Source organism: Actinocorallia sp. API 0066, assembly GCF_020991275.1.
Taxonomy (GTDB): domain Bacteria; phylum Actinomycetota; class Actinomycetes; order Streptosporangiales; family Streptosporangiaceae; genus Actinocorallia.
Genome location: NZ_JAJLQY010000008.1, coordinates 171,731 through 194,402, shown reverse-complemented (window position 1 = coordinate 194,402; position 22,672 = coordinate 171,731). Strand labels below are relative to the sequence as shown.

The 22,672-nt window shown below is 71.8% G+C and carries 19 protein-coding genes; 4 read left to right on the top strand and 15 right to left on the bottom strand.

Annotated features, from left to right (window positions below):
• Positions 1 to 103: 103 nt before the first annotated feature.
• The 8 genes from LO762_RS21160 to LO762_RS21125 all read right to left on the bottom strand — a co-directional run bounded on the left by LO762_RS21160 (position 104) and on the right by LO762_RS21125 (position 7,934).
• Entirely contained in the window at positions 104 to 622 is a 519-nt protein-coding gene (locus LO762_RS21160) for a DUF6790 family protein (RefSeq protein ID WP_230617592.1), read from the bottom strand.
• A 217-nt stretch (positions 623 to 839) separates the two neighbouring features.
• Positions 840 to 1,019: a hypothetical protein gene (locus tag LO762_RS21155; protein WP_230617591.1), complete on the bottom strand. Its 180-nt coding sequence runs from the start codon at positions 1,017 to 1,019 to the stop codon at positions 840 to 842.
• 287 nt (positions 1,020 to 1,306) lie between these two features.
• A complete protein-coding gene (locus LO762_RS21150) occupies positions 1,307 to 2,590 on the bottom strand; it encodes a metallophosphoesterase (RefSeq protein ID WP_230617590.1) in 1,284 nt (427 codons plus the stop codon).
• Between the two features lie 243 nt (positions 2,591 to 2,833).
• Positions 2,834 to 3,664 (bottom strand): SDR family NAD(P)-dependent oxidoreductase, encoded by an 831-nt coding sequence (locus LO762_RS21145; RefSeq protein ID WP_230617589.1) that lies wholly within the window; start codon positions 3,662 to 3,664, stop codon positions 2,834 to 2,836.
• A 93-nt stretch (positions 3,665 to 3,757) separates the two neighbouring features.
• On the bottom strand, positions 3,758 to 4,249 hold the full coding sequence (locus LO762_RS21140; protein WP_230617588.1) for a MarR family winged helix-turn-helix transcriptional regulator: 492 nt from the start codon (positions 4,247 to 4,249) through the stop codon (positions 3,758 to 3,760).
• Positions 4,250 to 4,508: 259 nt separating this feature from the next.
• Entirely contained in the window at positions 4,509 to 6,752 is a 2,244-nt protein-coding gene (locus LO762_RS21135) for a cation-translocating P-type ATPase (protein ID WP_230617587.1), read from the bottom strand.
• Between the two features lie 28 nt (positions 6,753 to 6,780).
• Positions 6,781 to 7,722: a hypothetical protein gene (locus LO762_RS21130; RefSeq protein ID WP_230617586.1), complete on the bottom strand. Its 942-nt coding sequence runs from the start codon at positions 7,720 to 7,722 to the stop codon at positions 6,781 to 6,783.
• The gene (locus tag LO762_RS21125; RefSeq protein ID WP_230617585.1) at positions 7,719 to 7,934 is read right to left on the bottom strand and encodes a heavy-metal-associated domain-containing protein; all 216 of its coding nucleotides are present in this window, start codon (positions 7,932 to 7,934) and stop codon (positions 7,719 to 7,721) included. Before LO762_RS21125 ends, LO762_RS21130 begins: the two co-directional genes overlap by 4 nt.
• A gap of 263 nt (positions 7,935 to 8,197) precedes the next feature.
• Between LO762_RS21125 and LO762_RS21120 the strand changes: the two genes are divergently transcribed.
• Positions 8,198 to 8,848 (top strand): HD domain-containing protein, encoded by a 651-nt coding sequence (locus LO762_RS21120; protein WP_230617584.1) that lies wholly within the window; start codon positions 8,198 to 8,200, stop codon positions 8,846 to 8,848.
• A gap of 1,299 nt (positions 8,849 to 10,147) precedes the next feature.
• On the opposite strand, the gene LO762_RS21115 is transcribed toward LO762_RS21120, so the two are convergent.
• Positions 10,148 to 10,732 (bottom strand): GNAT family N-acetyltransferase, encoded by a 585-nt coding sequence (locus LO762_RS21115; RefSeq protein ID WP_230617583.1) that lies wholly within the window; start codon positions 10,730 to 10,732, stop codon positions 10,148 to 10,150.
• A 606-nt stretch (positions 10,733 to 11,338) separates the two neighbouring features.
• The gene (locus tag LO762_RS21110; protein ID WP_230617582.1) at positions 11,339 to 12,007 is read right to left on the bottom strand and encodes a TetR/AcrR family transcriptional regulator; all 669 of its coding nucleotides are present in this window, start codon (positions 12,005 to 12,007) and stop codon (positions 11,339 to 11,341) included.
• 148 nt (positions 12,008 to 12,155) lie between these two features.
• Here LO762_RS21110 and LO762_RS21105 point away from each other — a divergent pair, with 148 nt between their 5' ends.
• Positions 12,156 to 14,525 (top strand): MMPL family transporter, encoded by a 2,370-nt coding sequence (locus LO762_RS21105; RefSeq protein ID WP_230617581.1) that lies wholly within the window; start codon positions 12,156 to 12,158, stop codon positions 14,523 to 14,525.
• 56 nt (positions 14,526 to 14,581) lie between these two features.
• On the opposite strand, the gene LO762_RS21100 is transcribed toward LO762_RS21105, so the two are convergent.
• Together LO762_RS21100 and LO762_RS21095 are read right to left on the bottom strand one after the other, a co-directional pair.
• On the bottom strand, positions 14,582 to 16,123 hold the full coding sequence (locus tag LO762_RS21100; RefSeq protein ID WP_230617580.1) for a 4-hydroxyphenylacetate 3-hydroxylase N-terminal domain-containing protein: 1,542 nt from the start codon (positions 16,121 to 16,123) through the stop codon (positions 14,582 to 14,584).
• A complete protein-coding gene (locus LO762_RS21095; protein WP_230617579.1) occupies positions 16,120 to 17,736 on the bottom strand; it encodes an MFS transporter in 1,617 nt (538 codons plus the stop codon). The genes LO762_RS21100 and LO762_RS21095 overlap by 4 nt, the downstream gene beginning before the upstream one ends.
• A gap of 148 nt (positions 17,737 to 17,884) precedes the next feature.
• Here LO762_RS21095 and LO762_RS21090 point away from each other — a divergent pair, with 148 nt between their 5' ends.
• Complete coding sequence (locus LO762_RS21090) at positions 17,885 to 18,553, top strand: TetR/AcrR family transcriptional regulator (RefSeq protein ID WP_230617578.1); 669 nt, start codon at positions 17,885 to 17,887, stop codon at positions 18,551 to 18,553.
• 512 nt (positions 18,554 to 19,065) lie between these two features.
• Here LO762_RS21090 and LO762_RS21085 read toward each other — a convergent pair.
• Both LO762_RS21085 and LO762_RS21080 read right to left on the bottom strand, forming a co-directional pair.
• On the bottom strand, positions 19,066 to 20,250 hold the full coding sequence (locus tag LO762_RS21085; protein WP_230617577.1) for a thiolase family protein: 1,185 nt from the start codon (positions 20,248 to 20,250) through the stop codon (positions 19,066 to 19,068).
• Positions 20,251 to 20,291: 41 nt separating this feature from the next.
• Positions 20,292 to 21,455, bottom strand: a complete 1,164-nt coding sequence (locus LO762_RS21080; RefSeq protein ID WP_230617576.1) for an acyl-CoA dehydrogenase family protein — start codon at positions 21,453 to 21,455, stop codon at positions 20,292 to 20,294.
• A gap of 170 nt (positions 21,456 to 21,625) precedes the next feature.
• Here LO762_RS21080 and LO762_RS21075 point away from each other — a divergent pair, with 170 nt between their 5' ends.
• Entirely contained in the window at positions 21,626 to 22,336 is a 711-nt protein-coding gene (locus tag LO762_RS21075; RefSeq protein ID WP_230617575.1) for a TetR family transcriptional regulator, read from the top strand.
• Here the strand turns inward: LO762_RS21075 and LO762_RS33965 are convergent.
• Entirely contained in the window at positions 22,245 to 22,667 is a 423-nt protein-coding gene (locus LO762_RS33965; RefSeq protein ID WP_374201584.1) for an erythromycin esterase family protein, read from the bottom strand. The two genes, LO762_RS21075 and LO762_RS33965, sit on opposite strands and share 92 nt — an antisense overlap.
• Between the last annotated feature and the right edge of the window lie 5 nt (positions 22,668 to 22,672).

Genomic DNA, 22,672 nt, shown 5'->3' with positions numbered 1-22,672 from the left:
TGCCCGGCCACGGATGGTCTGTCGCGGAGCCAGCCGCCAGCCGCGAAGACAGCCGAGAGCGCCCGGGCAGCCGGGACTGTGCCGACGGGTCCTGAGACCGAAGTCACAGGGAGACGCGGGAGCGCGACCCCGGCTGCAACGCGTCACCGCCGCGTGCCCTCGACACCGCGTACAGCGCCCACGCGACGATCGGCTCGATGAAGTCCAGCCACAGCGGCGGCCCGATGTTGCCCGGCCTGGTGTTGCCCTCCGCGAGCCAGTAGTAGAGGTGGCCGCCCGCGTCCCCCAGGTACTGGATCGACATGATGATGACCACCGCGAGCCAGAAGTGCCCCCGGAACCACACGCACAGCACGCCCGCCACACCGATCGCCAGGTCGCCCATCGCGTTCTCGAACTGGAACCCGCCGTCGCCCCGCGTGTACCCGATCAACTCCGCCGTCGCCGGCCCGTCGAACAGATGCGCCCCCGCCCCCAGAAGCCCCCCGACCCCGACGGCCACCGCCAGCCACCACACCAGGAACGTGTCCACCCCCTCCGCGGGCCCCGTCACGTGCCGACGCTTCCGCAACCAGTGCAACACCGCGCCCACCAGCGCGACAACAACAACCGCCACCTGCATCAGAGCCCCCCCGACATCCCCACAGACAGTGATCACAACCTTACTACTCGCGCCCCACCCCCCAACCAACCAGGCCACCCTCTCAACTCAACCCGCCAGCACAACCCACCTGAGCCCCGGGCCAAGAAGCCCCCGCCCACCAGACCACAAACCCCCACCAGACACCACGCCCCATCCCAGGACGGGGACCAAACACCAGAGCGCACGCCCAACAACATCACGCCGCCCACTCGACCACCACGCCCGACACCCATTCCATAACACCGAGCCAAAGGAGTCCACGGCCCACGTACACCACGACAGCGAGCGCCAGCAGGAACCTGCCCAGCACCGCGAGAACCGCCTGCCTGACGTCTTCACCGGCTCGCGAGGCAGGGGCGAGACCGATGGGGAGCACACGGGCGTTGTCCGGCCGGGGGGGCCACTCGCGTTGTATCCCGTCAACGTCGCCCCGATGTCGTCAAACCTGCACCGTTGCCCACGGGGGACGATCTACGAGCCCCGGCGTTCCCCGAGCAGGGCCAAACCCCGCTATCGCCACTGACGTCCGCACAGCTGTCGTCCAACCTGCGTCAACCACCGGGGACGATCTACGAGCGCCCGCCCCCGGTGTCGTCCGGTTGGAGGGCGTCCGGCCCTGGTTGAACGTCCGGAGCTACGTCGTGCCGGGCTGTCCCGGTTGTCTTACGCCTGGAGGGACACGAGTTCTACGACGGTCACGTCCGACGGGGCGCCCACGCGGGTCGGCGGGCCCCAGGCGCCCGCGCCGCGTGTCACGTACAGCTGGGTGTCGCCGAATCGTTCGAGTCCGGCCAGTGTCGGGTTCGCCAGCTCGGCGACCGCCGTCATGGGCCACAGCTGGCCGCCGTGGGTGTGCCCCGACAGCTGTAGGTCGACGCCGTGCTTGACGGCCTCGTGCACCAGGACGGGCTGGTGCGCCATCAGCACCGAGGCGCGCGCCGGGTCACGGTCGGCGAGGGCGGCCGTGAGGTCCGGGCCGTCCTCGTACCCTTCGCCGGCGACGTCGTTCACTCCGGCCAGGTCGAATCCGGGCAGTTCCACCCGCGTGTTCGCCAGCAGTCTCAGGCCGAGTTCCTGGACGTGGCCGGTCCATTCATCGGCGCCGGAGAAGTACTCGTGGTTGCCCGTCACGAAGAACGCGCCGTGCCGTGCCCGCAGGCCCGCGAGCGGCGCGGCGGCCGACGCGAGTTCCGCCACGGTCCCGTCGACCAGGTCGCCGACCACCGCGATGAGGTCGGGCCGGGTCCCGTTGACCGTCGCGACGACCTTCTCCGCGAACCCGCGGCCCAGGATCGGGCCGAGGTGCACGTCGCTGACCACCGCGATCCGGAATCCGTGCGCCGACCGCGGCAGCTTCGCCAGCGGCACCCGCACGCGCTGCACGCGCGGCCCCCGCAGCACACCGTAGGTGCCGTATCCGACCGTCCCGACGGCGATGGCGCCCGCCGTCCCGGCCACGAGCCGTGCCACGAACAGACGTCGCGCCGGGTCCTCCGGTCCGCTGTCCTGCGCCTCGACCGGCGGCGTCTCGACCGCGATGCCGCCCGCGCGCTCACCGGAGCCTTCCGCCACGACCGTCGACTCGGATGACGCGGGCCGTTCGGCCCCGGTCACGGCGAGCGCGTCCCGCCGCGCGAGCCAGCGGCGCAGCAGCGGCCGCACGGCCTCTCCGGCCACGACGGCCAGCAGCAGGTACAGCGCGATCGCGACCCACAGGTAGCCGGGCCATGCCAGGACCTGGACCAGCCAGAACGGCAAGCCAACCCGTCCGCCGACGAACGCCCCCACCATCAGCACGGGACCGGCCGCGAACAGGACGGTGCCCGCCCTGCGCCAAGCCGAACCGGGCACCGTGGTCTCCCGCACCGTCCGCCGCCACACGTACCAGTGCAGACACGCGAAGACACTGAGGAACAACACACCCACCAGCACGAACACCACGACCACGGCCCAGCCGCCCCCTCCCGATCCGACACACGGCTACGCGAGGACGGAGCACACCCGATTCCCCCAAGCCACCCGCAGTATCCCGCACCCCACTCCGGTCCGCGAACCAGGACCGAACACCGACAGCTTGCATAGCACCACAAACAGTATCGATTCTCCTGGTTATTGAGCCTTTAGTCCTTTGTGTGGCGTGTCCATGCCGGAGCGACAGCTCCGGCCCAGCGCCTTTACAAAGTAAGTTCGTTAGGCGTGTCGTCCGAGGAGCGCCTCGGTCATGCGGTGGAGGCGGGCGGCTTCCGCGCTGTCGAAGAGCCCGGTGTCAACGGGTACGCGGCGGCCCTCCAGGACGGCGGTCAGCCTCCCGTTCGCGCGCGACGGCTCCAGGTACGGGAGGATCTGGGCGACGCTCCGCGCCACCGGCTTGGCCGTCGCCCTCATCTCCGCGACGTGCGCGGCCGTCATCGGGTCGTACTCCCCCGCGAAGCTGGTCGCCACCACGCCCGGGTGGTTCACCACGTAGCGGATCTCGCTGTCCGGGCGCAGGTCCGTGAAGCTGACGGCGAGCAGGTCGTTGAGCCGGCCGCAGTGCCCCATCGCACCGACCCCGTGGTAGCCGCGCACGAGTTGCGGGTCTTCCCACCGCACGGGGCCGGCCTGGCCCGAGGCGCCGAAGTTCAGGACGACGGGGTGCTCGGCGCGCTCAAGCCGGTCGGCGAGGCCGTGGCTGAGCAGGAACCGGCTGAGGTAGAACAGCGCGAACGTGCTCTCGTACCCTTCGGCGGTGGGCGTCCAGGCGGACCGGTGGTACCGGGCGCCGAGCACCAGCAGATCGACGGCGGGGAACGCCGTGGCGATCTCCTCGATCAGCTTCTCGTTCTCGGTGACGAGGCCCAGGTCGGCCTCTCGGAAGTGCGCCCTGGAGCCCGCACCCGCTCTGGCGGCCTCGTCCAGGAAGCGCTTCCCCTTGTCCGTGTTCCTTCCGACGATCAGAACCTCGTACCCCTTGCCCAGGTAGGCGTCGGCGAGGCCCCTGCCGATGCCGTCGGTGCCACCGGTGATCACAGCCGTCTTCATGAGCGTCCCCCGTCTGTCGATTTACTTTGATTGATCAAAGCATATGACCGGAGGTTGGCACAAGCCGGATCGATGACGCGGCCGTCCTTGGATTCAGACGTGCGGGGCGGCGGCTCCCGCGAGCATGTGCGCCTGGACCCGCAGCAGCACCTCCGCGGCCCGGTCGAGCTCCGCCGCGTCCGTCCCGGCGAAGACCTCCGCCAGCAGCGCCCGCCGCGCCGCACGGACCCGCGCGACGACGTCGCGTCCCGCCTCCGTGATGGCGATCAGCGTCACCCGCAGGTCGGACTCGTCCCTGATCCGCTCCACGAGCCTTTCGCTCCGGAGCCGCCGCAACTGGAGCGAGGCCGTCGAGATGTCGATCCCCATGCAGTCGGCGATGTCCGAGATCCGCATCGGCGCCACCAGCGCGAAGTGCTCAAGCAGCCGCAACTCACTCGGCTGCAGATCGCACCCCGCCCGCCGCGCCACCTCCGCCCGGACATGCCTGCTCTCGCTCCACCGACCCACCGCCGAAACCGCGAGCTCGATCCGCCCCAACGCACGACCATCCGCGTCCCGCACCCCACCCGCACCCGACTCCATCTCCCCATGCTAAGCCGACCGCCTCTCCCCTACCTCCGCACCGTTCCGCCTGCGCCCTCCACTAACTGAGTTATCCACAGGGAGAAAACGGACTGTCAAGGATTCGTGACAGGCTGCGGGCATGGACATCGACACCACACGAAGGATCGTCATCGCCGCCGGGGTCGCGGCGGCCGTCGTCGTCAGCTGCGCGGCGGTGCGGGCGGGGTGGAAACGGCTGAGGCCCGCCGTGGCGGGCGGGCCTCAGCGTGCGAGGGATTTACTTGAAGGTGCGCAGCCGGAGGCTGTTGGAGACGACGAAGACGCTGGAGAACGCCATCGCCGCGCCCGCGATCATGGGGTTGAGGAGCCCCGCCGCCGCCAGCGGAAGGGCCGCCACGTTGTAGGCGAAAGCCCAGAACAGGTTGCCCTTGATGGTGCGCAGCGTCCGGCGCGAAAGACGAATCGCGGACGCCGCCGTGCGCAGGTCCCCCCGTACGAGAGTGAGATCCGACGCTTCGATCGCCGCGTCGGTACCCGTGCCCATCGCCAGTCCCAGGTCGGCCTTGGCCAGGGCGGCGGCGTCGTTGACGCCGTCGCCGACCATCGCGACCGTCCGGCCCGCCGCCTGCAGCCGCGCGACCTCGGCCACCTTGTCCTGGGGCAGGACGTCGGCGATCACCGTGTCGATGCCGACCTCGGCGGCCACCGTCCGGGCCACCGCGGCGTTGTCGCCGGTGAGCAGCACGGGCTCCAGGCCGAGAGCCTTGAGCGCGGCGACGGCCTCGGCCGACGTCGGCTTGACGACGTCGGCGACCACCAGGACGGCTCGGGCGGCGCCGTCCCAACCGACGGCGACGGCCGTCCGGCCCGCCTCCTGCGCCTGGCTCAGCGCCTCGGCGAGATCGGCGGGAAGGTGCTGCGCCCACTCCGCGAGCAACTGCGGGCGGCCCACCAGTACCGCGTGGCCGTCCACGACGCCCTGCACGCCCAGGCCCTCCACGTTCGTGAAGTCCTCGACGGCCGGAAGCACACCGACCCGCTCGACGGCGCCCCGGGCGATCGCCTTCGCGATCGGGTGCTCCGAAGCGTCCTCCAGGGCTCCCGCGAGACGCAGCACGTCCTCCGGCGACTCACTCTCGGCCACGATCACGTCCACGAGGGTCATCCGCCCCTCGGTGACGGTGCCGGTCTTGTCCAGCACGACCGTGTCCACCGCGCGCGTCGACTCAAGCACCTCCGGCCCCTTGATGAGGATGCCCAGCTGGGCGCCGCGGCCCGTGCCCACAAGCAGCGCCGTCGGCGTCGCAAGGCCCAGCGCGCACGGGCAGGCGATGATCAGCACCGCCACCGCCGCCGTGAAGGCCGCCGCCGCGCCCGCGCCGGTTCCGAGCCAGAAGCCGAGCGTGCCCAGCGCCAGCGCGATGACGATCGGCACGAACACCCCGGACACCCGGTCGGCGAGGCGCTGCACCTCGGCCTTGCCGGTCTGGGCCTCCTCGACCAGGCGCGCCATCCGGGCGAGCTGCGTGTCGGCGCCCACCCGGGTCGCCCTGACCACGAGGCGGCCGCCCGCGTTCACGGTCGCGCCGGTGACGGTGTCGCCGGGCCCGACCTCGACGGGCACGGACTCGCCCGTGAGCATGGAGGCGTCCACGGCAGACGTGCCGTCCTCGACGATCCCGTCCGTGGCGATCTTCTCGCCGGGGCGGACCACGAACCTGTCCCCCGGCTGGAGGCGGTCCGTCGGAACCCTGATCTCGACGCCGTCGCGCAGCACCGCGACGTCCTTGGCGCCCAGGTGCAGCAGGGCCCGGAGCGCCGCGCCGGCACGCCGCTTCGAGCGCGCCTCGAAGTACCGTCCGGCCAGCAGGAACGCCGTGACGCCCGCCGCGGCCTCCAGGTAGATGTTGCCCGATCCGTCGGTCCTGGCGATCGTCAGGCTGAACGGGTGCGTCATGCCCGGCGCGCCGGCGGTGCCGAGGAACAGCGCCCACAGCGACCAGCCGAACGCCGCCAGCGTGCCGAGCGACACCAGCGTGTCCATCGTCGCCGTGCCGTGCCGCAGGTTCGTCCACGCGGCCCGGTGGAAGGGCCAGCCCGCGTAGACGACGACGGGCGCGGCGAGGGTAAGGGAGAGCCACTGCCAGAAGTCGAACTGCAGCGCCGGGATCATCGCCATCGCGATCACCGGGACGCTCAGCGCCACGGCCGTCACCAGCCGCGCCCGCAGCGGCGCGAGCTCGTCCTGCTCCTCGTCCTGGCCGTTCTGCTCGTCGCGCTCGGGTTCGGGGAGCGCGGCGGTGTAGCCCGCCTGCTCCACGGTCGCGACGAGTTCCCGGGGGTCGAGGTCGGCGGGGAAGGTGACCTTGGCCTTCTCCGTGGCGTAGTTCACGGTCGCGGTGACCCCGTCGAGCTTGTTCAGCTTGCGCTCGATCCGGTTCGCGCAGGACGCGCAGGTCATGCCGCCGATCGACAGTTCGACGGAGCCGCTCCGCGGCGGCGCTTCGGTGAGGGAGGACATCACCTCTCCTTTCTTCGCGTCCCGGGGATCAGTGGGAGTGGTCGCCGTGCTCATCGGACTCCGAAGGTAGCGGCACCGGGCCGTTCCCCACCGCACCGGCGTGCACGGTGAACGCCGCGGTCCGCACCACGCCGTCGATCTTGAAGTCGAGGAACAGGCGGTAGGCACCCGCGCTCGGCGCGCTCACCGCGAAGGCGACCTCCGGGCTGTCGGAGACCGACTCGTCGGCCTCGCTCGTCGGGTGGACGTGCAGGTAGGCGAGGTCTCCGGCGCGCAGGGCGACCAGGTGGCCGTAGGAGCCCAGATAGGGCTCGAGTCCGGCCACGGGGGCACCGTCGCGGCTGACGGTGAACGTCAGCGTGCCGGAGGCCCCGACGGGCACGTCGCCACGCAGGCTGACGGTGTATCCGTCGACGGTCACGGCGGTCGACGGCTCGGGTAGGGCGGCGGGCTCGTACTGCCCCGCGACGGCGAGGTCGGCCCCGAGGGTGAGGGCCGCCGCGCCCTCCGGCGTGAAGTCGGCGAAGACGCGGTGGCTTCCGGCGCGCGGGAGGTCGACGGGCGTGGTCCAGACGCCTTCTGCGTCCCGTACGGGGTGCAGGTGCCGGAAGACGGTCAGGTCGCGGTCCGCGACGATGAGGTGGAGTTCCTTGTCGTGGACGGTCCGGTACGCGGTGACCGGCTCACCCTGCGCGTCACGGATCGTGAAGCGCAGGGTGCCGTCCTGGCCTGCCTTCGTGCGGTCGGTCTCCAGGTCGAGGGTGTAGCCGTGCGCGGACACCTGAAGCCCCCCGGGGGTATCGGAAGCGGTCTGGGCCGCCGGGGTCTGGCCCGGCGCGGCGTGTGTGGTGTGGGAGGTCTCGCTGGGGGCGGGGCCGATCTCGCCTACGGCGCCGCCGACGCCGTAGGCGGCGGCGAACACCACGGCGAGCCCGGCCCCGTAGGCGCCGATCCGGACTGCGGTGCTCATCGCTGATCCACCACCGTGTATCCGGCCTCGGCGACGGCCGCCGCGATCGTGTCCGGCGCGACCGGGGCGTCACTCGTGACGGTCAGCAGGCCGGTGGACAGGTCCACCGCGGCGCCGGTGACACCCGGCACCTCACTGACCTCCTCCTTGACCGAGCTGACGCAGTGTCCGCAGGTCATACCCTGAACGGTGAAGGTGGCGGTGGTGGCCATGTCGCGTCCTCCGAGCTGATCAGAACTACAAAACCGGTCAAGCCATGGATGTCGGGCATCCTCGGCGAGATCTCCGCGAGGCGGATGATCCCGTCATCGGTGACAACACCATACCCCCGTAGGGTATTCCGAAGGGAAGGGGGTGACGGCGGAAAGTTCGGCGTTCTCCTCGACTGATCGACCTGAACCCCTCGGGGGTATCAGCGGCCCGGCAGCACGTAGGCTGGGTGACCAGCACATTCGCCGTCCGAGGAGCCGCCCCGATGCCGCCAGCCCCCACCGACCCCCGGCACGACGGATCCGGCGCTGAGGCGGCGCTCCTCTCGATTCCCACCGACGCGGAGATCCGCGCGCTGCACGAGAGACACGCGCCGACCCGCGAGGCGTTCGACCAGGTCTACGGCCACAGCCTGATCGTCTGCGCCCTCGCCGAGCAGCTCGTCCCCCGCTCCCCCGTCCCCGTGGACGCCGCGCTCGTCCGCGCCGGAAGCCTGCTGCACGACATCGGGGTCTACCGGCTTTACCGGGACGGCACCCTGGATCACCGGGAGTACATCCGCCACGGAGTCCTCGGCCACGATCTTCTCCGGGAGGAGGGCCTGCCCGAGGAGCTCTGCCGGTTCTGCTCCTGCCACACCGGCATGGGCGTCACCCGCGATGACGTGACCCGCCAGGGGCTGCCGATCCCCGTCGCCGACTACGTCCCGGCGACCCCGGAAGAGGAACTTGTCATGTTCGCCGACAAGTTCCACACCAAGAGCACCCCGCCCGCCTTCGTCAGCCCCGCGACCTTCGCCGCCCGCGTCGCCCGCTTCGGCGAGGACAAGGTCACCCGCTTCGAGAACCTCCGCGCCACCCTCGGCGACCCCGACCTGCTCACGCTCTCCGCCCGCTACGGCCAGCGAATCAAGTGACCAGCCGAACCGAGCACTGAACACGCTCCGGCCCAACGGGAATCCCGCCGATCGGAAAACCCTCGGCTTTCTCGGCCATCCACGCGCTGTCCTGCCTCCCCAGGCACACCTACGGCAACCACACAAAAGCGACCGATAGCTCCCCGACCGTCGCTCCGGCGAGGCGCCCCGCGTGGACGGTCATCGGTACGCTCGCCCAGTGCGCGGACGACCCGGTGAAACCACAGGCACCTCCGGCTTCTCCGGCTCATTCCCCCGCCTCCGGGGACCCCGGCCGGGACTCGCCAGGCACGGCTAAGCACGGGCGGCGGATGGGTGTCATGACTCCGACCGGCGGATCGGGTGGCCGGACGGGTCGGTAGTGAGCCAGGAGCCGTCTCCGAGGAACTCGATGTCGTAGGGATGCTCGTTGTCGCCCGCAAAGCGTGATTCGACCTGGCCGGAGCGTAGGTTGACGCGATAGCCAGGGGACGGCTCCGCGTCGTCGTTGGATGCTTCGGAGAAGACGACGATCGCGGTGTCCGGGGTGAGGAAGCCACCTGCCCATTCCAGGGAGAAGCTTCGGGGTCTCGCCGGTCACGTTCTTGACTGGTGGGAAGGCGTCGGCGGGGAACTGGAGAAGGGCCTCGCCGGTCGGGTAGGTGGAAGGCTACGTCAGCTTGGCCGTGGTCAACCGCCATGAACCGACCTCCATCGGGGGCCAGAGCGATCAGGCACCGGTCGTCCCTCGGGTAGCGGTCGGTTGAGGGCGAGTCCCCTGGCGGTCAGGGCCCTGCGGTAGACGGCGACGTCGTCCTGGCCTTCGCCGACGTCCAGCGGGGCATGGCCGTCCGCCGGATGCGTCAGATGCCGTGCGCCGTGGCCGATGGTCTCCAGGTCGGCGCGGGCGACGGGCGCGCCGGTCGTGCGTCCAGGACGACCCATTGGTCGAAGTCGTCACGGCGAGGGCGAGCCCGACGGCGCACAGCAGCGCCGTCCAGCCGAGCCGTGCGCCGATCACCTCGGCGACCGGCTGCCGGTAGGCGCTGGACTCGCCCAGGTCGCCGGTGGCGGCCGAGCCGAGCCAGTTCCACCACCACTGGCGCCAGAACGGCACGTCCGGCCATGGTGTCGGGCCGGTACACCTACACGACCTTCTCGTCTTGCGACAGGGCGCGCCCTGGGCGATGCCCGTATGGTTCGTCCGAGCGCGGCTCGAACGCCGACCGTCAGATCTCGGTGCCACTGTCAGCGACGCGGACGGCCTCGCTGGTCAAGTGCCCTTCGCTGCCTAAGGCCCGGCGCCTTTACAAAGTAAGTTCAGGGTTGGTGGTGGGGAAGATCGCCGGGGTGTGGGGTGGTGGTCCATTGCTGGGCGGTGAGGCGCCACAGAACGTGTCGTTTGAGGGGGCCGGGAGGTACTAGCGGGTGGTCGAAGTCGTCGGACGGGTTGTGGGTCATGCCCAGGCGGCGCATCACGGCCTGGGAGCGTGTGTTCGTTGTGGTGGTCATCGCGACGATCTCGCGGAGGGCCGGGTCGTTGAAGCCGAAGGACAGGGCGCGTTGAGCGGCTTCGGTCGCGTAGCCGTGGCCCCACGCGGTTCGGCTGAGGCGCCAGCCGATTTCGACGGTGGGGGTGAAGTGCGCGGTGAAACGCGGGAGTGACAGGCCGGTGAATCCGATGAACTCCCCCGTCGCGGCGACTTCTAGAGCCCACAGGCCGAATCCGGACCGGGTGAACCGGGACTCGATCAGCTCGATCAGCTCGTCGCTCTGCGCGCGGGTCAGGGGCGTGGGGAAGTGCGCCATCACCTCGGGATCGGCGTTGAGTTCCGCGAACGGCGCGCGGTCGTCGTCGCGCCACCGCCGCAGCATGAGCCGCTCGGTTCTCAGGACGTTCGCCATGGAGTGCAGGCTATTCCGCTGTGCCACTCCCTGAGCGGCTGGCGGGCTCCTGGGGCCGACTCTGCGCGGGGGCCGTGGTCGAGGGCTCCGTGGGGGCGGTCGCAGGGAACCCCGCAGGGCGGTTTAGCGGGGCCTCTGAGCACTTTGGAGCTGACTCTGCGCGGCGGGTCGTGGATTGGGGCTCCGTGAAGGGCGGTAGCGGGGGAACGCTGCGGGGCGGCCTGGCGGGCTTCTGGGCAGTCATGGGCGCGGCACTGCGTGGTGGGCCGAGGGTTCCGTGGAGGGCAGGGTGCTCGCGGGAAGCCCGCGCGACGGCTTGGGGTCTCCGTGCGACGCAGCGCTGCGGGGGCTTGGTCGGGTTTTGGGGACGTCGATGCGGGCTCGGTTCGAGCGGCAGTTCTTGAGGGTTTGGTGCGGGGTCCAGGCCGACGGGCTCGGGGGTCGTCGCCGGGATCGGGGGCGGGGCCTTGTTCGTCCGGCATGACGGGCGGCGCGCCGAGGACTGGGCGCGGATTGTCGCGACAGCGGAGGAGGCGTTCGGGGACCGCGCATGGTGGCGTTGAAGGCGGGACGACGGGGTGCGGGTCTGCCGGGTGGGGTGGTGGGTTAGTGGTCGGGGTCGGGGTGGGGGGTGGAGCGGATGGTGGTCTGGAGGTCTTCGGGAGGGGCGGGGGGGAGGGGTGTGGTGTGGGCGGGGTGGAGGGCGTCGAAGAGGAGGGTGAGGAGGCGGGTGCGGGTGGCGGGGGTGGCGCCGGGGAGGGCCATGCCGGCGATGCCGAAGACGAGGAAGCGGGGGATGTCGTCGGGGGTGAGGTCGGGGCGGATCTCGCCGAGGTCCTGGCCGCGCTTCAGGATGGCCTGGATGGGGGCGGAGGCGCGGGTGAGGGCCTCCATGGTGATTTCGGAGAAGACGCCGGCGCGGTCGAACAGGCCGCGTTCGGAGTCGATGAGTTCGAGGGTCTTCTCGGCGACCGCGCGCAGCGCGGCGACGGGTGACGGGTGCCGCGCCGCCTCGTCCAGGAAGGGCATGACCTCGGTGGCGAACAGGTCCTCGTAGACGGCGCGCGCGAGGGCCTCGCGGTTGGGGAAGTGCCGGTAGAGGGTGGCGATGCCGACACCGGCCTCGGCGGCGATGTCCTCCAGGGACACCTTGTCGATGCCGGGGCCGACGAGGGCGCGGGTCGCGGCGAGGATGCGGGCGGCGCTGGAGGCCGCGTCGGCCCTTCGGCGGGCCGGGGCACGGCGCGCCGTGTCGCCGTGTGTTCGCTTGGTCACTACCTTGGCCTTTCCTTGTGATCCCACTCCCATTCCCGTCAGGGCGCGTCTCCACTAAGTGAGAGCGTCCTATCGTTTCGATAGTTCGCTATCACTTAAGCGCGCCCCTCGGCGGTGGCCGCCGCCGGGGAAGGCGAGGGAGGTCATCGTGTCCGTGTGGTTGTACCGGCTCGGCAGGTTCGCCTACCGCAGGCCGTGGCGGGTGATCGGCGCCTGGCTCACCGTCCTCGGGGTCTTGGGCGGACTGTTGATCGCCAACCCTACGCAGCTCACCAACGAACTGCGCATCGACGGCACGCCCGCCCAGAACGTCATCGACGAGCTGGCCGAGCGGATGCCCGAGGCGGCCGGAGGCCAGGGCGTCCTGGCGTTCCGCGTCGAGCACGGCAGGGTGGACGAGGCGGGCCGCGCGCCCGCGCTGCTCGCCGCCGTGGACGCCGTCTACCGGCACGACCACGTGGTGGACGCCCGTGAGGTGCTGGCCGCCGAGGCCGTCAAGGGCGACCGGAGCGTGCTGCTGCGGGCGTCCGCGGCGATCCCGCACGGCGGCCCGACGCCGCTGATGGCCGACGGGCAGACCGTGCCCGGCGCGGTGCCGCCCGGCTCACCGACCCAGTTGACGGCGAACGGCACGCCCGTCCCCGGCGTGCTGGTCTCCGCCGACGGCACCGTCGCGCTGCTGCAGTTCCAGTTCGACGAGCAGACGCACTCGCTGCCGTCCGGCACCATCGAGGACACCGTGGCGGCGGCCGAGCAGGCCGTCGAGGGGACGGGCATCGAGGTGCTGCCGGGCGCGGCCATGTCGGAGATGCCGGAACTCGTCGGGATCGGCGAGCTCATCGGTGTCGGCGTCGCGGCGATCGTCCTGCTCATCACGCTCGGCTCGGTCGTCGCCGCCGGGCTGCCGCTGGTCATCGCGATCTCGGGCGTCGCGGTCGGCGTCGGCGGCGCGTTCACCCTGTCGCACCTCGTGGACATGCAGTCCATCACCGTGGTGCTCGCGCTGATGCTGGGCCTCGCGGTCGGCATCGATTACGGACTGTTCCTCATCAACCGGGCCCGCCGCTTCATGAGCGAGGACGACCTGGCACCCGAGGAGGCCGCCGCCCGCGCGACGGGCACCGCGGGCAGCGCCGTGTTCTTCGCCGGGCTCACCGTCGTCATCGCGCTGCTCGGCCTGACCGTCGCGCGGATCCAGCTGCTCACCACGATGGCGCTGGTCGCCGCCGCGACGATCGCGGTCGTCGTGGCCACCGTGCTGACCCTGCTGCCCGCGCTGCTCGGCCTGGCCGGGCACCGGATCAGGCCGCGCCGCAAGGCGCGCCCCGAGGGGAGGCACGAGGAGCACGGCCGGTTCGCGCGCCGGTTCGCGGGCTTCCTCGTCCGGCACCGGATCGTCACCGCGTGCGCCGCGGTGCTGCTGCCGCTGCTCCTCGCGATCCCGGCGCTCGACCTGCGCCTCGCGCTGCCGACCGGCGCGTCCTACGACCCGGCGACGCCGCAGCGGCAGAGCTACACGGCCGTGAGCGACGCGTTCGGGCCCGGATTCAACGGACCCCTGCTGGTGGCCGCGCACGCCGAGAACGGGGCTCTGGAGCCGCGTCAGCTCGTCGGGGTGCACCAGCGGCTCACCGCCGTCGACGGGATCGCGGGCGCGACGCTGGTGGGCGTGAACGCCGCCGACGACACGGCGGTCTTCCAGGTCGTCACCACCACCGGACCGGACGCCGAGGCGACCAAGGACGTCGTGCTCGACCTGCGCGCGCACGCCGACACGATCGCCGGGACGGGCGTGGAGGTGGGCGTCACGGGCGTCACCGCGATGTCCATCGACGTGTCCGACCGGCTCGCCGACGCGATGCCCCTCTACCTCGCGACGGTCCTGCTGCTGTCGCTCGTCATCCTGACGCTCGTGTTCCGCTCGATCCTCATCCCGCTCCAGGCGACGGCCGGGTTCGTGCTCAGCGTCGTCGCGGCGCTCGGCGCGACCACCGCCGTGTTCCAGTGGGGCTGGGCGCAGGGCCTGCTCGGCCTGGACGCCCAGACGCCCGTCGTCAGCATGCTCCCCATCATCGTGACGGGCGTGCTGTACGGGCTGGCGATGGACTACCAGGTGTTCCTCGTGACGTCGATGCGCGAGGCGCACGTGCACGGCGCGGACGCGCACGAGGCGGTCCGGCGCGGGTTCGCGGGCGCGAGCCGGGTGGTGGCGGCCGCCGCCGTCATCATGGTGTCGGTGTTCGCGGGGTTCGTGTTCAACCCCGAGCCGATGGTCACCCAGATCGGGTTCGCGCTGGCGTTCGGCATCCTCGTCGACGCGTTCCTCATCCGCATGGTGTTCGTGCCCGCCACGATGGCGCTCCTACGCGACCGCGCCTGGTGGCTGCCCCGGCGGGTCGACAAGGCGCTGCCCGAACTCGACGTCGAAGGCGGCCGTCTCAGCGAGCTGCTCGCCAAGTCGAAGCGGGACGCCGAGGACGAGCCCGAGCAGGAGGCGCCGGAACCCGTCGGCGTCTGACACCCCCTGGTCGCGGGGGCCGGTGCGGCGCGCGCACCGGCCCCCGTCCGCGTCGGTCAGACCGAGGGGTCCGCGGCGAGGTCGGGCAGGGTCCAGCCGGACCGGTCGTAGTCGGCCATGGCCTGTTCGGCGAAGTCGACGAGGTTCCGGCTCCAGCCGCGCCCCTCGTGGTTGAACAGGACTCCCAGACGGACCTGCTCGTGGTTGCCCTGGTAGTTGAGCTCGTACAGCTCGTGCCGTCCGCCGAACTCGGTGCCGACGGCGTCCCACAGCATCTTCAGGGTCTTCACCCGCTCCTCCGCGTCCACACCGCCGGAGCCGCGCACATACCGGTCGAGGTAGGGGCGCAGTTCAGGGCTGTCGAAATCGGAGGCATGTGAAGGCAGGTAGATCAGGGCCGACCCCAGATCCTTCAGGACGACCTCGCGGACGCGCGGATAGGCGACGGTGCTGATCCAGCGGTAGGCGTCCACCGCCTTGGGGTCGGGGTTGACGCTGCCGCCCACCCACGGCTCCGGGTTGCGGACCATCGCCTCGGTGAGCGACCACACCATGGCGCGCAGCGAGAGCACCTCGCCGAGCCTGGTCTGGACGCCCCTGAACTCCTTGGTGCCGGTGAGGGCGAGCGACTTCAGGAGCAGCCCGCTCAGGAAGTCCAGCTTCACCGCCATCCGGGTCGCGGCCTGCAGGGTGAGGCGGGCGTTGAAGCCGGAGAAGCGGAGGAACCCGTTGAACTTCTCCAGGTCGCCGTACAGGAAGACGTTCTCCCAGGGGACGTGCACCTTGTCCAGGACGAGGATCGCGTCGTTCTCGTCGAAGCGGCTGGTGAGCGGGTAGTCGAACGGGGTGGACGCCTGCCGTGCGGTCTGCGCGTAGGAGGTCCGGCCGATGAGCTTGAGGCCGGGCGTGTCCGTCGGGACGGCGGCGACGATGCCGAACCGCTTGTCCTGGACGGGCGCGCCGCCGTGGCCGATGAACGTCATCTGCGTCATCGCCGACCCTGTGGCGACGACCTTCGCGCCGGACAGGACGAGCCCGCTGTCGGTCTCCTTCTCCACGTGCACGAACACGTCGGCCACCTCGTCGACGGGCCTGCCCCGGTCCACCGGCGGGTTGATGAGCGCGTGGTTCCAGTACAGGGCCTTCTCCTGCGACTCCTTGTACCAGCGCCGGGCGTTGGCGTCATAGGGCGCGTAGAAGGCGTCGTTCACACCGAGGGTGCTGAGGAACGCGGCCTTGTAGTCCGGGGTACGGCCCATCCAGCCGTACGTGAGGCGGGCCCACGCCTCGATCGCGTCCCTTGCCGTCACGAGGTCCGCCGACGAGCGCGGCGTCCGGAAGAACGGGTGGGTGTAGCCGCCGTTGCCGGTGTCGGTCGGGACGGTCGGGACGGTCCCGTCGTGCAGCGCGTCGTACAGCCGGGCGATCGACCGGACCGGGCCGCTGAACGCCGGATGCGCCGTCACGTCCTTGACGCGCTCGCCGTAGATCCACACCTCGCGGCCGTCGCGCAGGCTCTCCAGGTACTCCGCGCCCGTCTGCGGGCGGGCTTCGGTCCGCGCGCCGACCGCGGTGGCCACGTCGAGGGAGTCGGTCATGTCGGGTTCCTCTTTCTCGGACGGACGGAACGGGCAGAGCCCGCCGGAGCTCGACGGACACCGCGAAGCCACCCGGCCTGACGGGTCCGTACGGTGAGACATGCCCACTCCACCCGCCTTCGAGCACCATTAGTAGCGGATTGGCTACTTAAAGCGACCTCGGGGGCGGTCTTCGCCGGCGCGAGCGGCTCCGGAACCGGGGCGTCCCCGCGCTCCCCCGGCGCGGGCGGGATGAAGGCCGCGATCGCCACCGTGACCAGGGACGCGGCGGCGCAGCCGGCCAGGACAAGGCGGAGCCCGTCCAGCGACGGGAAGGCGGCGGACCCCACGGCGACCGTCATGCCCGCCAGGACGGCGCCCGTGACGGCACTGGACACCGACGTGCCGATCGCGCGCATGAGGGTGTTGAGGCTGTTGGCGGCGGCCGTCTCCGAGAGGGGCACGGCGCTCATGATGAGCGCGGGCATCGCCCCGTACCCGAAGCCGATCCCCGCGCCGATGACACACCCGACCAGGACGAACTGCCACAGTTCCGCCATCATCAGGAGGCTCAGCCCGTATCCGGCGGCGACGACGAGCGCGCCCAGCATCAGCGTCGTCCTGGGCCCGCGCGCCGCCGAGATCCGCGCGGACACCGGCGCCACCGCCATCATCACCAGGCCCTGCGGCGCCATGACGAGGCCGACGGCGAGCATCGTCCGGCCGAGCCCGTAGCCGGTGGCCTCGGGCAGCTGGAGCACCTGCGGCAGCACGAGCGCGATCCCGAACATCGCGAAGCTGAACACGACGGACGCGACGTTCGTCAGCAGGACGCGGGGACGCGCGGCCGTCCGGAGGTCCACGAGGGGTCGGCGGACGCGCAGCTCGAACGGCGTCCACAGGGCGAGCACCGCGACGGCCGCGCCCAGCAGGAGCAGGGTGGTGCGGCTCGCCCAGCCCCAGTCGGCGCCCTTGGACACCACGAGGAGCAGGCAGACGAGCGCCGCCGAGAGGCCGAGCGCGCCGACGACGTCGAAGCGGCCGCCGCCCCGCACCGGCGACTCCGGGACGAACGCGGCGACCAGCCCCATCGCGACGAGGCCGAGCCCGGCGGCGGTCCAGAACAGCGCGTGCCAGTGCGCGTGGTCGGCGATGAGCGCCGCGGCGGGCAGGCCGAGCGCGCTGCCGACGCCGAGGGACGAGCTCATCGTCGCGGTGGCCGAGCCGAGCCGGTCCGGCGGCAGCTCGTCGCGCATGACGCTGATGCCAAGCGGGATGACCCCCGCCGCCAGGCCCTGGAGCGTCCGCCCGACGAGCATCGGCGTGAGCGAGTCCGACCGGGCGACGACGAGGGCGCCCGCTACGAGCAGACCGAGACTGACCAGGAGCATCCGCCGCTTGCCGTACATGTCGCCGAGCCTGCCGACGACGGGCGTGGCGACGGCGGCGGCCAGCAGCGTCGCGGTGACCGTCCAGGCGGTGTCGCCGGTGGACGCGCCGAGCAGGCCGGGCAGCCGCGGCACCAGCGGGATCACGAGGGTCTGCATGAGCGCGACGGTGATGCCCGCGAAGGCCAGGACCGCGACGAGGACGCCGGGCCGGGCCTGCGCGGGATAGGCCAGTGCTCGGGGCATGGGGGTTCTCCGTCCGGACGGGCGCGGCCGGGCCCGCGCCGGGTTAAGTCACCTGCTCGAACGGATTAAATCATGTGATTGACTTGACGGGAGCGGCGATGCCCGCGAGGTTGGCGTGCGGCGACCGAGAACCGAGGACGGCGGGGCGATGGCGACAGGGACGGCGAAGGGCGGGACACGGCCCGAGCGGGGCGGCGCGACCCGCGACCTGATCCTGCGGACCGCCGAGCGGCTGTTCGCCGAACGCGGCGTCGCCGCGGTGTCGAACCGGCAGATCAGCGAGGCGGCCGGGCAGGGCAACAGCGCGGCCGTCGGCTACCACTTCGGCGCCAAGATCGACCTCGTCCGGGCGATCGCGCGCGCGCACGCCGAACGGATCGAATGGCACAGGGTGCACCTCGTGGCCGACGCGTTCGGCTCGACCGACGTCCGGGACTGGGTCGTGTGCCTGGTGCGCCCCGTCACCGCGCACCTCGCGGACCTGGGCACGCCGTCGTGGTGGGCGCGGTTCGGCGCGCAGCTGGCGACCGACCCGGAACTGCACCGGATCACCGCCGAGGAGTCGGCGGGCTCGCCGTCGCTGCGGCTGCTCGTCGAGGGCATGCGCCGGTGCGTCCCCGACCTGCCCGACGACGTCCGGGCGCAGCGCGGCGCGATGGGCCGCCACCTCATCGTGCACCTGTGCGCCGAACGGGAGCGCGACATCGCCGAGGGCCGCGCCGACCCCGCGAGCTGGGACGACCTGTCCACCTCCCTCACCGACGCGATCGTCGGCCTCTGGAGCGCCCCCGTCACCCGCCGCGCCCCACACGGGTGACGGGCCGCGAACTCCCCTCACGAAGCCGCAGCGCTCGGACCGCCACACGGCGCCCCCTCCGCACCCGCCCTCAGCACGGTTCCCCCACACAGGGCCGAGCGGTGCCCCAGAACGCGGCCGAGCCTCGGCCCTATCCCCGCGCCGCCTTTCCGCACGGCACCGAGCGGCGTTCGCCGGACGGGACCGGGGCCTCGACCCTTGGGCAGGCCGTCCTTCCACACGGGCCGAGCGATCTCCCCCGAATGCGGCCGGGACCTCGGCCCCTGCGCGCGCCGTCCCTCCGCACCGGACCGAGCGGTGTCCGCCGGACGCGCCCAGGGGTCTGGGCCCCTGGGCGCGTTGTCCCCCGGTCTCCCCCGAACGTGGCCGGGGCCTCGGCCCTTGGGCGGGCCGTCTTTCCGCAGGGGTCGGGTGGTCTCCCGGGGACGGGGCCTGGGCCTCTGGGCGCGGCTTCCTTTCGCAGGGGTCGGGTGGTGTTCGTTGGACGCGCTCTGGGGGCTCAGGGGTGGGGGTTAGGGGACGCGGCGGAGGAGGGCGGCGAGGGCTTGGCCGCCGCCGATGCACATGGTGACGACGCCCAGTTCCAGGTCGCGGCGGACAAGGTCCTTGGCGACGCGGAGGGTGAGGATGCCGCCGGTCGCGCCGACCGGGTGGCCGAGCGCGATCGCGCCGCCGTACGGGTTGGTGCGCTCCGGGTCCAGGCCCGCGTCCCGGATCACCGCGACGGCCTGCGACGCGAACGCCTCGTTCAGCTCGACCACGTCGATGTCGGACGGGGCGGTGCCGGTCTGCTCGAACAGCTTGGCCAGCGCCAGGACGGGCGCGTACCCCATCAGCTCGGGCTCCATCGCGGCCGTCGCGACCGCCTCGATCACGGCCAGGCCGCGCAGGCCGCGCTCGGCCGCGGCGGTCTCCTTGGCCAGCACGACGACGCCGGAGCCGTCGTTGATGCCGGAGGCGTTGCCCGCCGTCACCGTGCCGTCCTTCACGAACGCCGGACGCAGCTTCGCGAGCGTCTCCACCGTCGTGCCGGGCCGCGGGTGCTCGTCCTCGGTCACGGTGACGGGCTTGCGGCCGCCGACCTCCACCGGAGTGATCTCCTCGGCGAACGCCGCCCTCGCCGCGTCCGTCGCGGCGCGGCGCTGCGACTCGGCGGCGAACTCGTCCTGCCGCTCCCGGCTGATCCCGTACTTCGTGGCGACGTTCTCGGCCGTGACGCCCATGTGGATGCCGTGGAACGGGTCGGTGAGCATGCCGACGGTGCCGTCGACGAGCTTCCGGTCGCCCAGCTTGTAGCCGGAACGCGCGCCGAAGTCGTAGAACGGCATCCGCGACATGTTCTCGTCGCCGCCCGCCAGCGCGAAGTCCAGCCCGTCCCAGCGCATCTGCATCGCTGCCGACCAAATCGCCTGCAAACCGGACCCACACAAACGATTCACCGTGTAAGCGGGGGTGGAGACCGATAGACCGGCGGCGAGGGCGACCCGGCGGGCGTTGTAGGCGTCCGGGCCGACCTGGCCGATACAGCCCATGACGACCTCGCCGATGTCCTCGGGCGCGACGCCCGCGCGGGCCAGGGCGGCCTTCGCGGCGGTCGCGCCGAGCTCGTGCGCGGGCACGTCCTTGAACGCGCCGCCGAAACCGCCGATCGCGGTGCGCGCGCCGTCCAGGATGACGATCCGCTCGGGGGTGCTCATGCGGGCTCCTTCTGCTGCTGGGGGGAGGGGGCGGGCGGGGCCTAGCGGAGGATCTGGCGGGCCATGACCAGGCGCTGGATCTGGTTGGTGCCCTCGTAGATCTGGGTGATCTTGGCGTCGCGCATCATCCGCTCGGCCGGGAAGTCGCTGGTGTAGCCGTAGCCGCCGAGCAGCTGGACGGCGTCCGTGGTGATCTCCATGGCGGCGTCGGACGCGGCGCACTTGGCGGCGCTGGAGAAGAACGTCAGGTCCTTGATCTTCGCGCCGTGGATCGCGGCCTCGGACTTCGCGGCGGCCGCGTAGGTGAGCTGCCGGGCCGCCTCCAGCTTCATCGCCATGTCGGCGATCATGAACTGGAGGCCCTGGAAGTCGGCGATGGCCTTGCCGAACTGCTTGCGCTCCTTCACGTAGCCGACCGCATAGTCCAGGGCGCCCTGGGCGATGCCGAGCGCCTGAGCGGCGATGGTGATGCGGGTGTGGTCGAGGGTGGCGAGGGCGGTCTTGAAGCCGGTGCCGGGCTCGCCGATCATGCGCCAGGCCGGGATCCTGACACCGTCAAGAATCACTTGGCGGGTCGGGGAGCCCTTGATGCCGAGCTTCTTCTCCTTCGGGCCGAACGAGACGCCCTGGTCGGCCTTCTCCACGACGAACGCGGAGATGCCGCGCGCGCCGACGCCCGGCTCGGTGACGGCCATGACGGTGTAGAAGTCCGAGACTCCGGCGTTGCTGATCCACATCTTGACACCGTCAAGAACGTAGTCGTCGCCGTCGCGGACCGCGCGGGTCTTCATCGACGCGGCGTCGGATCCGGCCTCCGGCTCGGAGAGGGCGTAGGCGAACATCGACTCGCCGCTGGCGACCTTCGGCAGGTACTCGGCCTTGATCTTCTCCGACGCCGACAGCAGCAGCGGCACCGTGCCGAGCTTGTTGACCGCCGGGATGAGCGAGGACGAGGCACACGCGCGGGCGACCTCCTCGATCACGAGGACCGCGCCGAGCGCGTCGGCGCCCGCGCCCCCGTACTGCTCGGGCACGTGCACGGCGTGGAATCCGGCTTCGACGAGGTCCTTGTAGACGTCCCAGGGGAACTCCCCGGACTCGTCGGTGGCCGCCGCGCGGGGCGCGATCTTCTCGTCGGCGAGGGCCCGTACCACCTCGCGCAGCATCGTGTGCTCCTCGGACAGCCCGTACAGGTCCACACTCATCCCGACTCCTCCTCGAATGTCACTTAGTGACAGAGCATAAGACACTATGTGCCATCCGGGAAGGGTCCGGTGTACCGTTGACGCCCGGGGCAGGGCGCTCCCGGCCGCACCGGGCCCGCGAGCCGCCCGGACGACCACGACGCGGAGGCCGCAGTCATCGGGAGGGGCGCATGTCCGGGAGGCGCGACGCACGGCGGGCGCTCATGTCAGCGGCGATCAGCCTGTCGCTGGAGCGGGGCTTCGACGCCACCACCGTCGACGAGATCGCCTCGGCCGCCGGGGTGGCGCGGCGCACGTTCTTCCGGCACTTCAGGGCCAAGGAGGACGCCGTCTTCCCCGACCACGGGGCCTGCCTGGAGCGGGTCACCGCCTTCCTCGACGCGGCGTCGCCGCTGCGCGCCCCCCTGGAGGTCGTCGCGGACGCGGCACGGATCGTCCTGGACATGTACGCCGAGGACCCCGAGACCGCCGTCCGCCGGTACGAGCTGACCCGCCGCGTCCCGGCCCTGCGCGACTGGGAGATCGGCGCGACCAGCCGCTACCAGCGTGCCTTCGCCCGCTACCTCGACGCGCGCCGCGACCCCGCCGACCGCGACCGGTTCCGCCTCCAGCACGAGGTCGCCGCCGCGTCCGTCGCCGCCGCCCACAACCACGTGCTGCGGACCTGGCTGCGCGAGGGCGGCGAACCCGACGTGCGGGCCCGCCTCACCGCCGCGATCACCGACGTCGCCGCCGCCCTCCACCCCTGGTTCACCCACGGCACCACGGAGAAGGCGGCATCCGACGAGGTCATGGTCGTCGTCGCCCGGCCCGACACCCCGCTGTGGCGCATCGCCGAGCAGATCCAGTCGGCCGCCGGGGGTCAGAACGTGCCCGGGTAGGTCTCCGGCTCCGGATCGCGCGCTGGCTCTCGTGCAGCGGGTGCGGCGCCGTCGTGCGGTCCAGCCACAGGAACGCGTCGTAGCGACGGCCCGGCTCAGTCCGCACGTAGTTGCGGAACCTGTCGCCCTCCGGGCCGTACACGACGCCGATCGCGCGGTGCGGGACGGACTCGTCCCACCAGGCCGGACGTCCGTTCGGCGGCGGCACGATGAACAACGCCCGGGCCGTGTTCGATGGGCCCGGGGCCGGCCGCTTTGCGGGCCCGACTTCGTCGGGAGCGGCAGCCCCCGGGCTGTGGTGGGCGGCGAGTCGGTCGAGGGTGTCGGCCATGTGTG